9 protein-coding genes and 2 pseudogenes are annotated in these 13,840 nt (G+C 67.7%); 8 read left to right on the forward strand and 3 right to left on the reverse strand.

Going from position 1 to position 13,840, the window contains the following annotated elements:
• The first annotated feature begins 187 nt into the window (after window positions 1-187).
• The 3 genes from OG738_RS28920 to OG738_RS28930 all read left to right on the forward strand — a co-directional run bounded on the left by OG738_RS28920 (window position 188) and on the right by OG738_RS28930 (window position 5,732).
• Window positions 188-4,027 carry a DEAD/DEAH box helicase gene (locus OG738_RS28920; RefSeq protein ID WP_329045581.1) on the forward strand — a complete coding sequence of 1,280 codons (3,840 nt, stop codon included), beginning with the start codon at window positions 188-190 and terminating at the stop codon, window positions 4,025-4,027.
• 206 nt (window positions 4,028-4,233) lie between these two features.
• A complete protein-coding gene (locus OG738_RS28925; protein ID WP_329045583.1) occupies window positions 4,234-4,701 on the forward strand; it encodes a hypothetical protein in 468 nt (155 codons plus the stop codon).
• Window positions 4,698-5,732 carry a tyrosine-type recombinase/integrase gene (locus tag OG738_RS28930; protein WP_329045585.1) on the forward strand — a complete coding sequence of 345 codons (1,035 nt, stop codon included), beginning with the start codon at window positions 4,698-4,700 and terminating at the stop codon, window positions 5,730-5,732. The genes OG738_RS28925 and OG738_RS28930 overlap by 4 nt, the downstream gene beginning before the upstream one ends.
• Before the next feature lie 74 nt (window positions 5,733-5,806).
• Here OG738_RS28930 and OG738_RS28935 read toward each other — a convergent pair whose 3' ends face one another.
• Window positions 5,807-6,412 carry a hypothetical protein gene (locus tag OG738_RS28935; RefSeq protein WP_329045587.1) on the reverse strand — a complete coding sequence of 202 codons (606 nt, stop codon included), beginning with the start codon at window positions 6,410-6,412 and terminating at the stop codon, window positions 5,807-5,809.
• Between the two features lie 6 nt (window positions 6,413-6,418).
• Here OG738_RS28935 and OG738_RS28940 point away from each other — a divergent pair.
• Both OG738_RS28940 and OG738_RS28945 read left to right on the forward strand, forming a co-directional pair.
• A pseudogene (locus OG738_RS28940) lies at window positions 6,419-7,707 on the forward strand (IS256 family transposase).
• 176 nt (window positions 7,708-7,883) lie between these two features.
• On the forward strand, window positions 7,884-8,303 hold the full coding sequence (locus tag OG738_RS28945) for an ester cyclase (RefSeq protein WP_329045589.1): 420 nt from the start codon (window positions 7,884-7,886) through the stop codon (window positions 8,301-8,303).
• Window positions 8,304-8,920: 617 nt separating this feature from the next.
• Here the strand turns inward: OG738_RS28945 and OG738_RS28950 are convergent.
• A complete protein-coding gene (locus OG738_RS28950; protein WP_329045590.1) occupies window positions 8,921-9,076 on the reverse strand; it encodes a hypothetical protein in 156 nt (51 codons plus the stop codon).
• A 176-nt stretch (window positions 9,077-9,252) separates the two neighbouring features.
• On the opposite strand from OG738_RS28950, the gene OG738_RS28955 reads away from it, so the two are divergent.
• Together OG738_RS28955 and OG738_RS28960 are read left to right on the forward strand one after the other, a co-directional pair.
• Window positions 9,253-10,464, forward strand: a complete 1,212-nt coding sequence (locus OG738_RS28955; RefSeq protein WP_329045592.1) for a protein kinase domain-containing protein — start codon at window positions 9,253-9,255, stop codon at window positions 10,462-10,464.
• Between the two features lie 385 nt (window positions 10,465-10,849).
• Window positions 10,850-11,971: a metalloprotease gene (locus OG738_RS28960; RefSeq protein ID WP_329045594.1), complete on the forward strand. Its 1,122-nt coding sequence runs from the start codon at window positions 10,850-10,852 to the stop codon at window positions 11,969-11,971.
• Window positions 11,972-12,193: 222 nt separating this feature from the next.
• On the opposite strand, the gene OG738_RS28965 is transcribed toward OG738_RS28960, so the two are convergent.
• Window positions 12,194-12,472: a hypothetical protein gene (locus OG738_RS28965; protein ID WP_329045595.1), complete on the reverse strand. Its 279-nt coding sequence runs from the start codon at window positions 12,470-12,472 to the stop codon at window positions 12,194-12,196.
• Between the two features lie 178 nt (window positions 12,473-12,650).
• On the opposite strand from OG738_RS28965, the pseudogene OG738_RS28970 reads away from it, so the two are divergent.
• Window positions 12,651-13,826 (forward strand): annotated as a pseudogene (locus OG738_RS28970) (IS3 family transposase).
• The last annotated feature ends 14 nt before the right edge of the window (window positions 13,827-13,840 follow it).

Consider the following 13,840-nt stretch of genomic DNA (forward strand, 5'->3'; position numbering starts at 1 on the left):
GGCGCTGGGTCCGGTCCAACGACGTCAGGCGCAGCTCACGCAAATGTCTACTTCCAGGTACTTCGCTAACTGCTCCACGGACCGCGTGCCGCTCCGAGGCCGCTATGTCTGTTCGGGGCCGTCGCAGAGGCAAGAACGTGTAATGTCGCTCGCGGCGCAGCCACTGCCTTGAGTGATCCGGGGGGACATGGGACGCGGGAACGTCGAGTTCGAACGCCAAGCGCAGATCCTCCGCTTCTGGCGTGCCGTGGAATATTTCAGTCCGCCGAAGGTGGATCCTGTCGACCCGAAAAAGGGAATCCGTGCCGTTATGCACGGACGCAGGTTGCCGTGGGAGCCCGGTGCGCTGGGTCAGGCGAGGAACAACTGTACGTGGCGGCACACCGTGTACGCCGGGATCTTCGACGTGGGCAAAGTGCGTGAGGTACTCCAGAACGTCTTGCGCGCGCCTGATGCCGAACAAGATTTGGACGGCCGTTTCCGGGGCCAGAGTGCGTTGTTGAGCTTCGCGGTCGACAGCGACGGCCGCCTGCTCAAGGGCAGCATCACGCTGTCCTCCTGTGCCTGGGCGGTGAGCAGGACGTTGGTACCCGGTCCGGACAAGGATTCTTGGCTGACCGGATTCGAAGCGGACCAAGATCGGTTACTGGATTATCTCTTCGAGATCGGCGACGGGAAGATTGCCGTCAAGCCGGGGGGTGGACGAGCGTCGCGCCTGATCGCCGGCACGGCGGCGCGGGTCGCGTTGGACGTCGTGACTGGCGGTATCGCGTCGCTGCCGGCCGTGCTGGGCGCGGTGGCCGCACCGGCGGTCGGTCCGATCGCCGCGAAGGTGGTCGAGAAGGTGGGTGACGCGCTCGCCAAGGACGTCAACGACACGATCAGCACGGCGGTCAAGGAAAAGAAAGAAAAGCGGAAGGAGGGAAAAAAGGAGAACGACGGCGAGGGTGCCGACGAGTCGGAGCGTGCATCGGCCGCCGTCGGCACCAAGGTGCTCACAGTGGACGATCTGGCCGCGATCACCCGGTGGGTCGCCGAGACCCTGAGCGTGGCCGACGCGTTGGAGCCGGACGCGATCCGGGTCAAGAGCTATCAAGTTTCCCTGAAGTCCGTCGACGACGTGTCGACCGACGACTTCCTCAACAGTTTCTACGCCGACGATCTGGAGCGGGTGGCCGGTGCCGTCGCCGGCGGGGATGGCGGCGGGGCGCTGACCGCGTACTTGCGCGCCGAGGAATCCATCGACGTGGCCGGTCGCATCGATCTGCGCAAATCACCGCAGGTCATGCTGCGGTCCCTGCAGCCGACCTCGATGCCGTTGGGGCGCTGGCCGGCCGAGCCGGACCGTCCGTTGACCTTGAGCCAGCAGTTCTCCATCAACGAAATCTTCAACGGATTGAAGGCCCCGGAGGCGCGTGGGCTGTACGCGGTGAACGGCCCGCCGGGTACGGGTAAAACCACGATGCTGCGCGATATGATCGCCGCTTTGGTGGTCGAGCGCGCCCTGCGGCTGGCCAAACTCGAGACCGCGCGCGACGCATTCGCGAATTCGTCCAAGGACTGGATTGCCGAGGTCGGCTCCAAGGGTTACCCGCGGAATGTATTCCCGCTGCGCCCGGAGCTGACCGGCTTCGAGATCGTGGTCGCTTCCTCGAACAACGGCGCGGTGGAGAACATCACGCTCGAGGTGCCGGCCGCGAAAACCGTCGACTTCGAATCGTTCCCGGACGCCAGTTATCTCGCCGATCCCGCCACGTTGTCGACCGGTACGCCGTGCTGGGGCGCGGTTGCGGCCCGGTTGGGGCGGCGTGATTACCGGCGGGACTTTGTCGACCGGTTCTGGTGGGGGAGCGCCGGCCAGCAGAAGAGCCAGCAGAAGTCGCCGGAACTCCTCGGCCTGCAGGAGCTCCTCAAAGGCATCGAGGACGGCGCCGGCGGGGAGGCGCTCTCCTGGGGTGAGGCTGTCAAGAAGTTCAACGTCGCCGTCGACGACGTGCGACGGCTAGCCCGTGAGCGGCAGAGCGTCAGCGAGCTTTTCGCTCGGCTGGCGGAGCCCGACGCCACGCTGCGCACGTTGCGTGAACAGGCCGGTAACGCCCGCGATCGGATGCGAGGATTGCAAGCCGATCGCCGCGGCCTACAACGGAAAGCCGAGGACGCTCGGGCCCGGCGCGGTCGTGTCGAAATTGAGGTCGCGAACGCCCAGAAGGCGTCGGCGAGTGCGCACGAGGACGTGAAGCGGGCGGTTGTCCGCGTCCAGGCGGCCAGTGCCGCGCTGCGCAGCCACGCCGCGAGCAAGCCCGGTCTTTTCCGCCGGCTCTGGTCACGGCACGTCCTGAGCGACTGGCAAGAAGGCGCGAAACCATTGGCCGAAGCGCTCAGCCGGGCTGACCGGCTGCTGAGCGAAACCGAAGCACGCGATGAGGAATACGAGAAACTGCTTACGGCGCGGCAACGGGATTTCCGCGATGCCACCGACACGGAACGGCAGTGCTGGGACCGGGTCACGCAGTGCGAAAAGGAGATCGAGCGGGCGGTCACCGCGGTAGGTGCCAGCGACAGCGCCGTGGCGGCCCGGGAGGCAGCCCGCCGGCGTGAGATGGAGCGGCTCGCGGAGGCGCGTCGCCGATGGCCCAGTTCGGTACCGGGTACCGAATGGCTCGCCGAGCCCGGCGACCGGGCGGCGATGGAGCAGCGGGAAATGTCCGCGCCGTGGATGGACGAGGAGTTCGCCGCAGCCAGGTCCCGGGTCTTCCTCGCGGCGCTGAATCTGCATCAGGCGGTGCTGACGGCCGAGCCCCGCGTGTGCCGGCGCAGCCTGCGCGCGGTGGTCGACGTGGTGAGCGGTGACGCGCCGGCCGATCTCCCGGCCGCCACCGTCCTGGCCGCGTGGCAGCTGTTGTTCTTCTTCGTACCCGTCGTGTCGACGACGTTCGCGTCGATGTCGCGGATGTTCGCCTCACTGGGCCGCGAGGCACTCGGCTGGTTGTTCATCGACGAAGCCGGCCAAGCCGTACCGCAGGCGGCCGTCGGCGCTCTCTGGCGGACCCGGCGCGCGGTGGTGGTCGGCGATCCCCGGCAGCTCGAACCGGTCGTCACCCTGCCGCCGTCCGGCCAGAACCGCCTGTGCCGGCATCTCGGCGTCGATCGGCAATGGGCGCCGCACAACGGATCCGTGCAGTCGATCGCAGATCGGCTGAATCGCTTCGGGACCTGGCTGCCCGACCCCGACGGCTCGGAATACACGTGGGTCGGATCCCCCCTACGCGTCCACCGCAGATGCGACCGGCTCATGTTCGAGGTGTCCAACAAGATCGCCTACGACGGCATGATGGTGTACGGCGTACCACCACGCCCGGGGTTCGACCTCCTCAGCCAGGACACCTGGCTCGACGTCCGCGCCCGGCCCACCGGTTCGTCCAAGTGGAACCCTGTCGAGGGGAGCTACGTCGTGGCCACGCTGGACACCATCGAAAAACGGATCGCCCAGCAGATGGAGTCCGAGCTGGCGGAGGCCGGAACCGAGCTGCCGGAATGGGCGGCGAACGACCAGGCCCGGAAGCTGGAGCTCACCCGCCGGATCACGGAGGCGGTATTCGTCGTCAGCCCGTTCCGCGAAGTCGTCGACAACCTGCGGAACGAAGTCGGCCCACGGCTGCTGTCCGGATCGAACCGGCTGGGCACCGTCCACACGACACAGGGCAAGGAAGCGGACATCGTCCTCCTCGTCCTGGGCACGGCGGCCGATCAGGCCGGGTTGCGCAGGTGGGCATCACAACCACCCAACCTGCTAAACGTGGCCGTCACCCGAGCCCGGCGCCGGCTGGTCGTCGTCGGCGACTACAGGAACTGGTCCAAACACGTCAATTTCGAGGTGCTCGCCGCGTACGGTGGAAATGGCCAAGACGGTCTGCTCAAGGTCGTCGACCTCGACGGCAAGTCACCCGGTTCGTGGGCGTCTGGTGCGGGCCGAGCCGGTCAGGGCCGACGAACATCCAACCAGTCTGGTCCAGGCGCCGGCCTCTGACCTCGAGCCTCGCATGATTAGCCCAGAGCAAGTGCTGTGGTTAGCGTGCAAGATCGTCCTCGGACACAAAAATACGGGATATCTCCCGCACCGCAGAGTAACAGGCCCGCCACGGCGGGTCTTTGTGGCGTTAGCCCCAGGTCAGACTCAGCTACGCTGGTCTTGACCGTGCCCTCCCCGCACGACCGCTGCCGGGGAGGTGGCTCATGACAGGCATTCCGGCGTTGACCCTCCCGTCCCGCATCGGCGCGCGTGAACCCGATTCCGCTCCGGCCGGGCCCCTCGTTCCGCTGCCGATGCCCGCGTTGCCGGACCTGGCCGTCGACGGACAGCGGCGATTCTCTACCGCGCTACTGGACGCCTCCGGCCGGATCCAGGACCGTGGCATCGTCACCGCCCTGGACTGGAAACCCGGGGACCGTCTGCTGATCACCCAGATCCGCTCGTCCGCGGTGATCTGCCGCCGCAGCGACGGCGTCTTCCGGATGACCACCAAGCCGTATGTCGTGCTGCCCGCTTCAGTCCGGCACAGCTGCCGCGTGCTCGCCGGCAGCCGCGTTCTGCTCGTGGCCGACCTCGCCCAGGACGTCCTGGTCGTGCACCCCGAACACGTGGTGCACGCGATGCTGCGCGACTTCCACACCACCCTTGCCGCTGGGGAGGCGGACCAATGACCGACACCACCACGAACTCCGCCGACCTCGAAGCCGCCCGGCTGCTGCTCTCGCGCCTGGGCGTCAACCCCGCCGACCTCCTCAAAGAACCGGCCCACGACAGCGACCGTGAACCCGTCCCGACGATCAACGAATGGATCCCCGTCGTCGCCGCGCTCGTCTCGCCCAGCACCGCCGCCTCCTACGGCTCCTACTGGAAGAAAGCCGAAGCCGCCTGGGATGGCCGCCGGATGGACACCATCACCGCCAGCGAGATCAAGACCCAGGCCGAGATCGTCCGCCGCACCGCCCGGGTCCGGCGCAACTCCCGCGGCGGCCGCAACGCAGCCGAGAACTTCATCGCCGCCGTCCGCTGCCTCTACAAGCACCTGGTCACCGACCAGCGCATCGATGACCGCCACAACCCGGCCATCCGCGTCACCAAACCGCGCCGCAACCCCTCCACCCGGCGCGGCCTGGCCAACGACCGGCTCATCGAGCTCTCCGACGTCGTGGCCAGCACCGGCAACGACCCGGAACTCGACGCGCTGATCTGCCGCCTGCACGTCGAGACCGCCTGCCGCCGCGGCGGCGCACTGGCCTTACGGCTCCGCGACCTCGACGACAAACAGTGCCTGATCCTGCTGCGGGAGAAGGGCGAGACCGAACGCTGGCAGCCCGTTTCACCGACACTGATACGCCATCTCCTGGCGCACGCCGAGGAACGGGGTGACGGCGACCGCAATGGACAGCTGCTGCGCTACGCCGACGGTCTGCCGATCACCAAACGCCGCTACGACTACATCTTCAACCGCGTCCAGAACGAACTCGACTGGGCCAAGGCCATGGGCGTCACCGCCCACTGGCTCCGCCACACCACCCTGACCTGGGTCGAACGTCGCTTCGGCATCGGTGTCGCCCGTGCCTACGCCGGACACGCCGACAGCGGCAGTGACCTGACCACCACCACCTACGTCAAAGCCGACATCACCGAAGTCGCCAACGCCCTGTCCGCCCTGACCGGCGAACCACACCCGCTCGCACCCACCTGACCGGCCTGCGGGGTGTTCGCGCCGCTGTCGTGTCGCGCGAACACCCGCAGGAGCGGCGATATGGCTCCCGGTGATCAGGGAAGCGAACCGGGCTCGGTCCGAAGGGTTGCGTGGTAGGCGAGAACCATGTCGTAGAGACGGCGCTGCGGGTAAATGACCAGCAACTTGTGCTCGAGCAGCGCGGCGAGGAAGACCTGGTCGCCGGCGCGGACACGGCAGCGGGAACGGATCTTCGTGGGCAAGACAAGATTCAGCTTTGCCGGCACCCGCCGTCCAGCGTTCGGGTCCGCGGTGACAACGATCAATCCCGAACGTAGGTCGTAGCGAATCGGGATCCCCGCAGACCAGCCGAGCAGCGTGATGGCTGCCTTCGACGCAACGGCGCCTGAGCCGTCCACCCGCACGAGGGCAAAACCCGCCGTCGAGTCATCAACCAGCGGCTCTAGCAGCGGGACGGGAAGCGCCGTAACCGCAGAGCCCGCCCTGGCGAGTGGCGGGATCGCGAGCGTCTCGACGATGCGGTCGGCGGGCTGTACGACATGAGAGCTGGACGGAATGTCGGCCGGAGTCCTGGAGCAATGCTTGAAACCTGTGGATGGCTGGGAAGGGGGCGTACCTTCCCGGTGACCGGATGAGGTTTCCAAGCATGGCCGACGCGCCAACGTCGGCCGGGAAGGCACGACCCGATGCTGAGCGTAGTCCCTGATCCTGCTGCTGGTGATGATGGTGCGGCGGGCGGCTCGTCCGCGTCGTCGATGATCGATGAGCTGGTGCGTGAAGGCGCGCGGCGGATGCTGGCCGAGGCGTTGCAGGCCGAGGTCGAGGCCTACATCGCCCGGTTCGCCGGCGAGCGTGACGAGAACGGGCATCGCCTGGTGGTCCGCAACGGTCACCACGAACCCCGCGAGGTGCTGACCAGCGCGGGCGCGGTGCAGGTGACCGCGCCGCGGGTCAACGACAAGCGCATCGACCCCGACACCGGCGAACGCGAGCGGTCTCCTCGGCGATCCTGCCGCCGTGGGCACGCAAGACCCCGAAGATCACCGAGGTGCTGCCCTTGCTGTACCTGCACGGCCTGTCCTCGGGGGACTTCGTGCCGGCGCTGGGTCAGTTCCTCGGGTCGGCGAAGGGCCTGTCGGGTCCGGTGATCACGAAGCTGACCGAGCAGTGGAAGGCCGAACAACGCGCCTTCGCCGAACGTGATCTGTCCACTGTGGACTTTGTTTATCTGTGGGCGGACGGGATCCACGTCAACATCCGCCTGGAAGAGCAGAAACTGTGCCTGCTGGTGATGATCGGGGTGCGCGCCGACGGCCGCAAGGAGCTCGTCGCGCTGGCTGACGGGTACCGCGAGTCGGCCGAGTCCTGGGCGGATCTGCTGCGCGATGCCCGCCGCCGCGGGATGCGTGCCCCGGTGCTGGCCGCGGGCGACGGGGCACTGGGGTTCTGGGGCGCGCTGCGGGAGGTGTTTCCCGAGACCCGGGAGCAGCGCTGCTGGTTCCACAAGATCGCCAACGTGCTGGCGGCGCTGCCCAAGTCCGCGCATCCCGGGGCGAAGAAGGCCCTCGCGCAGATCTGGAACGCCGAAGACCGCCGGCACGCCCTGGACGCGGTGAAGGCGTTCGATGCCGCCTACGGCGCGAAGTTCCCCAAGGCCGCCGCCAAGATCACCGACGACATTGACGTGCTGCTGGCGTTCTACGACTATCCGGCCGAGCACTGGATCCACCTGCGGACCACGAACCCGATCGAGTCAACCTTCGCCACCGTGCGGCACCGCACCAAGGTCACCAAGGGTCCTGGCTCCCGCGCGGCGGGGTTGGCGATGGCATTCAAGCTCATCGAAGCGGCCCAGGCTCGCTGGCGCGCGGTCAACGCGCCCCACCTGGTCGCCCTCGTCCGTGCCGGCGCACGGTTCGAGGCAGGCAAACTCGTCGAACGCCCCACCGAACACACCCCACCCGCAGCCGCCTAAAAGATCTTCATCCACAGGTCTTGACTATTGCTCGGAGTCCTGATAGCGCGAGCGCTGCTCGCCGCCGACGTCGAATCGGCGAAGGTCTGTCTGAGACGAACTCCGCGAGCAGCGGGCCAAGGCGCACGACGACTCGAGGCGTTGAGAACCGCCACGGCGCGTGGTGGGGGTCAGTGATGGACACTGCTCACAACAAGGCGGTCGTTGCGCAATTCGACGAACTCCTCAACAGCGGTGGCGACCTCGCGATACTCGACTCCTTGTGCACCCCGGACATGGTCAACCACGCGCTGGCCGCAGGGCGGCCCCAAGGATGGGAAGGGAGTCGGGAGTTTCTCCGCCGGGCTCGTCGTGACATGCACGGTGGCCGGTGGGTTCGCTCCATGGTCGTCGCCGAGGGCGACATGGTGGTGCAGTTCGGTACGCGCGAGCTCACGTGGCCGGGTGGATCCTTCATGGGCTTCGAGACGCCAGCAGGGACCACCACCAGAGACGTTGCGTTCGCCTATCGGCTGGTTGACGGGCGGATAGCCGAACGGTGGGCCATCCGCGATGATCTGACCATGCTCGTTCAACTTGGCGCACTGCGCCGCTGACAGGCATCCTCACCGCCTGACCAACCGCGGCTGCGGCCAATGACAGCGTGCCTCTGTGCTGGTGTCAGTGGTCCCACGATTGGCGGCATGGTGCCCCCTCGGCCCCGGCAACCGACCAAGCCGACGTCAGCGGCAGCGGCGGATTGCACGACTGCTCAGGAGAACAGTCCCCGGCACGGCTGTGCAAGGCTGCAGCCGCCCGGTGCCGAGGCGGCCTCGGCGGATTGACCGCCCGCCAAACCACCGGCCGCGATCCCGCCGCCGCCCAGTGCCGCCATGGCGGCACTGGGCGTCAGGAAGTCCGCCGCTGGGTGCCTCCCGAGCCGGGGTCCAGTAACTCGCTCGAAGCAGACATCAAGGCATCCGCAGTAGTCGGAGGTCTCCATCCACTCGAATCTGAAATAGTACGAGCGGGATCGGCAAAGGCGCTGCAAGATCGACCCGGCCGCGTCGGCAGCCGTTACCGATGGCGATGGAAGCGCCCGTCGCCGGCCGTGGCAGATTCACTCAGTCCGAGATTCGCGTGATCAACGCTCGCGGCGTCCTGCATTCCCTCCCGAGACGACGCCGGTGACCTCAGGTGCGGGCCGAGGTCACCGGCGCGCCGGTCGCCGGGCTCAGAACCAGTGGGCGCGACCGCCGATCCGGCGGCCGGTGCCGCCGAGGATGGCGAGGACGACCCCGGCGACGGCGAGGACCGCGCCGATGGTGGTCAGCACGGGGATGCCGACGATCAGGCCGATCACGAGCAGGATGACTCCGAGGATGATCACAGTGACTCTTTCGGTACGAGCGACCGGATCGGGTCCGGCCGCGAGGTGGGGACCGCTTCCCAGTGCCCGCCTCGCGGCCGAGCCAAACATGCCGTGATCGAGGAACGCCGACCGATACTCGGGCGGGCACGGGAGTTCCGCGTCACGTCGCAACGCCGTTTGGCCGGAGCCGTCCGGTGGTATCTGCTGTCGCGATTCAGGAACGGAGCGCCACTGTGGATACGAGTTCTCCGCCCGACGACCCGCCCGCTGTGCTGGGCGGTGGTCGCTACGAAGTCGGCCACTTGGTCGGCGTGGGCGGGACTGCGCGGGTGTACCGCGGGTACGACCGGCGCGCCCGACGGGATGTCGCGATCAAGTTCTTCCGCCACGACGTGATCGATGTCGAGCAACGTCGGCGCCTCCGCGAGATCAGTATCCACCGCGGTATCGACCATCCTGGTGTCGTGTCGCTGCTCGACAGCGGCAGCGAAGACGGCCGAACCTACCTGGTCATGGAGTTCGTCGAGGGTGAAAACCTGGCTGAGCGGCTGTTCGGCGGGCCGCTGGCGCCCGAACAGGCGACTGCGCTGGTCCTCGTGCTGGCGGACACCCTGGACCACCTGCACCGGATCGGTGTCACCCATCGCGATCTCAAGCCCGGCAACATCCTGCTCGGCGCCGGCGTCCCGCTCATCGCCGACTTCGGCATCTCCCACGCGCTCGGCGTCACCCGCATCACGGCGACCGGCACGGTCGCCGGCACGGCCGCCTACCTGGCCCCCGAACAGGTGGCCGGCGAGCCCGTCGGCCCGCCGGCCGACATCTACGCACTCGGTCTGGTCCTGCTCGAGTGCCTCACCGGCGAACTCGCGTACCCGGGCACCATGGTGGAGGCGGCGGTGGCCCGGCTGAACAAGCCGCCGTGGATCCCTCCAGACGTACCCGCGGCCGTGGCGAGCCTGATCCGGGACATGACCGCCCGGGAGCCGGCTTCCCGCCCCCCGGCGGCGTCGGTCCGCGAGGCACTCTTCACGCCGTCGCCGTGGCCTCCCGCCCCGGCGAACCGCTCTCGGCGTCGGGCGAAAAGGCGCATAGCGGCGGTCGCGGGGTCGTCGCTCGCCGTCACCGCCCTCGCGGCGTCGCTCCTGGTGGTTCGCACTACTGAAGAAACTCCGCCGCCGGACCTCGCGCCGGCGCCATCGACCCCGGCCGTTGCCGGGACGCCGCCGACCGCCCGGGCGACCCTGCGCGCCCTCCCTGCACCCAGTTCGCCGGCCGAGGCAACCGCACCGGGCGGCTCGGTCTCTTTTCCCGTCGCTGACTCACCGGAGCAGAGGACCGCGAAGAAGGTACCTCCGGTCAAGTCCAAAAAAGCAAAAGAACCGAAGGGTGAGCATTCGTCCTGACCGCACAGACGGCTACCCCTGCTCTGGCGACTGGTTGTGCGGGGTGAGCTGAGCCGATTTCCGCCGACTGCGGCCGAATGTGGGACATGTCGTCCTCGTTCGGCGCAGTTCCGGTGACGATCCGGTAGTGGCTGTTCCGTCCAGGTCACCCAGGGCGGTCGACGTCGCCGTGAGCCGTGCGCCAAGGAGTGAGCGGTGTTTTCCCGACTGCTCGAGCCTGCGAATATGGACTGCGATGTTGATCGCCCCGCATTTTCCCGCCGGGCAATTTCATCGAGTGGTCCGGAAAACCTACAGGTGATTATCCGAGGAGGCGCACGTGATCGTTCGAAGAATTGCCAATGAGCCGGCTGCTCGTGGTCGTGGGCGAAGATCCGGCATTTCCTTGCGCGACCTGATCGCGACGTCGATGACCGGCTTGCTGGTTTTGGGTGCGGTTCTCGTGACCTCGGGCCAGGCGTCCGCCGCCACGTCATTTTGCCTGACCGGCAACCTGCAGTACGACTATCGCGACGCCGAGGCCGGCCCGGCCAAATCCGTCGTGACGGCTCCGGCGCGCAACGCGAACTGGGAAATGTGGGGTCGTACCAGCACCACCGGTACGCTCCAGCGGCTGGCAGCCGGTATCACCGATGTCGCCGCCGGCGAATTCAAAGCTTGTTACGACGCTTCGGCCCCGTTGTACGGCGCGTTCGTCCGGTTCTCGTCGGCGAGCACATCCGTGTGGCAGGTGATCAAGAGCAAGGAAGACCGGACGCAGTACACCTTCGACACCGCGATCACGGCCACGTTGAGCGCCACCCGGAACCTCGGCGTGGTGAAGGTGCCGGCGTCGATGCAGCGGGCCTGGAACATCGTCGACACGCTCAACCTGCTCTACTGGGCTCGGGCGAACCCGGCGACGGGGTGCTGGACCCGCCACCAGCCCTGGGGCCAGTGCGACATGCTCACGTTCGTCTGGAGCCAGGACGCGCCGCCCGCGGGTTACTGGGACCTCGGGGACACGAAGTACGTCATCCTCAGCGGGGACCAGCCGGATTCCCGGCATCTGGTGCTGCACGAAGCCGGGCACTGGTTCCAGTGGCGGCTCTACGACCGCTCGTTCCCCGCGGTGACCCGGTGCAACCCGCACTACATCAACAAGGCCAGTTCCACCTCCTGCGCCTGGACCGAGGGGTTCGCCGACGCGGTCGCCGCCTACGTCCTGCACGACTACCGGTTCGTGTTCCCGGACGGCCAGGAATTCAGTATCAAGAACGGCCCGGAGACGCCCGACTGGGATCGGGGAGACGCCGTGCAAGGCCGGATCGGTGCCTCGCTGCTCGACCTGTGGGCGACGAACGGCCCCGACGGCGGGAACTGGGACCGGACGATCGATCTGATGTCGCGGGAATTCAGCCAGGACTTCCGGGAGCACTTCCTGGTCGACCGGCCGAACGCCGTGCCGCCGTTGAGCACGACGGCGGCGGCGAGAACGATCATCGAAACCCACACGCTCTACTACTGACATCACCCGCGCCGCCCACGGTGCGACCGTTTCCCTGCCGGGGCGGCGACCCGGTCCTCGGACCCGAGTCGCCGCCTCGGGAGCAGTCCGGCTGCGCGCTCGGGCTGCGGCGGTGCCGGCTTCGGGCAACTCGTGAAGGCGATCCAGCGCCCGGCAGAGTCCGGCGACGCACCAGACAGCGGAACTCGACCCGGTGGGCTCAGTGAGCCGGCTGGGTCCGCCTCACCGCTGGGCGGAGGGCCGTCGCCACCACGGCCGCGCCCGTCCTGGGACACCGGCGGCCGGCACAGCGCTCTTCGCCGCCAATGACCGGGGGCCGCGGGACTGGAGACGCTCGCCAGCGGCGGGGTCGGCACGAACTCGCCGCGCGTCGAGGTTGCGGATGAGGCTGATCACTCGGGCGACATCGGCGTCGGACATGGCTGCCATCGACGGCATCGACTTCACGAACTCCACCATTGCCTCGTCGTCAGCCAATTCCAGTTGCGCCGGCAACGTCACCCGCGCACAGCTGTAGCCCGCTTCGCCACGCTGTCCCTTCCTTTCCGATCACCAGCTCGCCGAGTACCCACGTCTGTCCTCAAGGGAACGTACGGCGACCACACCGACTTGGGGTCTGCTCAGGGTTTGGTTGACACCTCACCTGTGAGGCTCCGGCCTCGCCCGGAAGGATGTCACCGTGCCCAAGCCCTACCCCCGCGAGTTCCGTGACGACGTCGTCGCGGTCGCCCGTCGCGGCGAGACACCGTTGAAGCAGGTCGCGAAGGATTTCGGGATCTCCGAGTCGTGCCTGGCCAACTGGCTGCGCGCCGCCGACGTCGAGGACGGCACCCGGCCCGGCGTGACCCGCGAGGAGTCCGCCGAGCTGCGGGAACTGCGCAAACGCAACCGCCTGCTCGAACAGGAGAACGAGGTCCTGCGCAAGGCCGCGGCCTACCTGGCCCAGGGCAACCTGCCGGGAAAATAGCCTTCCCGCTCGTCCGTGACCTGGCCGCGGCCAGCGCCCCTGTGCGGGTGCCGGTCGCGGTGACGTGCAGGGTGCTGGGGTTCTCCCGGCAGGCCTACTACCAATGGTGTTCGTCCCCGGTCTCGCAGCGCGACGTCGACGACGCGCATCTGATCAACGCCGCGCTGGAGATCCACGCCGACGACCCGGCCGACGGATACCGGTTCATCGCCGACAAACTTGCCCGACAGGGCTTCAGCGCCTCGGAGAACCGGGTGTGGCGGATCTGCTCGATGCAGCAGATCTTCTCGCTGCACGCCAAGAAGAAAGGCCGCTCCCGCAAGGCCGGGCCGCCGGTGCACGACGACCTCATCCGCCGGGACTTCACCGCCACCGCGCCGAATACCAAGTGGCTGACCGATATCACCGAGCACCCCACCGCTTGGATTCCAAGCCGGGGAGGGCAAGCTGTATCTGTGTGCGGTCAAGGACTGCTACTCCAACAAGATCGTCGGATACTCCATCGCCTCGCACATGAGAGCCTCATTCGCGGTCAGCGCGCTGCGCAACGCGATTGCCCTACGCGACCCGCGCGATGTCGTGGTCCACTCCGACCGCGGTGCTCAATTCCGATCGGGAGCCTACCGGCGTCTGTTGCGCAGCCATGGGCTGGCCGGGTCGATGGGGCGGGTCGGCGCCTGTGGTGACAATGCTGCGATGGAATCGTTCTTTTCGTTGCTGCAGAAGAACGTTCTCGACACCCGGCGGTGGCACACCCGCGAGGAACTCCGGCTGGCGATCGTGTCCTGGATCGAGACGAAATACCACCGCAAACGCCGGCAACGAGGGCTGGGCAAGCTCACCCCGGTCGAGTTTGAGACCATCTACACGACCGCAGCAGCGGCCTGAGAAACAGTCAGCTC

The sequence above is a fragment of the Amycolatopsis sp. NBC_01488 genome, assembly GCF_036227105.1.
Classification (GTDB): Bacteria; Actinomycetota; Actinomycetes; order Mycobacteriales; family Pseudonocardiaceae; genus Amycolatopsis.

Bases quoted from the DNA above. Each gene is read 5' to 3' on its own strand.
- OG738_RS28920 (WP_329045581.1), top strand. From the start codon at position 188: ATGGGACGCGGGAACGTCGAGTTCGAACGCCAAGCGCAGATCCTCCGC.
- OG738_RS28925 (WP_329045583.1), top strand. From the start codon at position 4,234: ATGACAGGCATTCCGGCGTTGACCCTCCCGTCCCGCATCGGCGCGCGT.
- OG738_RS28930 (WP_329045585.1), top strand. From the start codon at position 4,698: ATGACCGACACCACCACGAACTCCGCCGACCTCGAAGCCGCCCGGCTG.
- OG738_RS28945 (WP_329045589.1), top strand. From the start codon at position 7,884: ATGGACACTGCTCACAACAAGGCGGTCGTTGCGCAATTCGACGAACTC.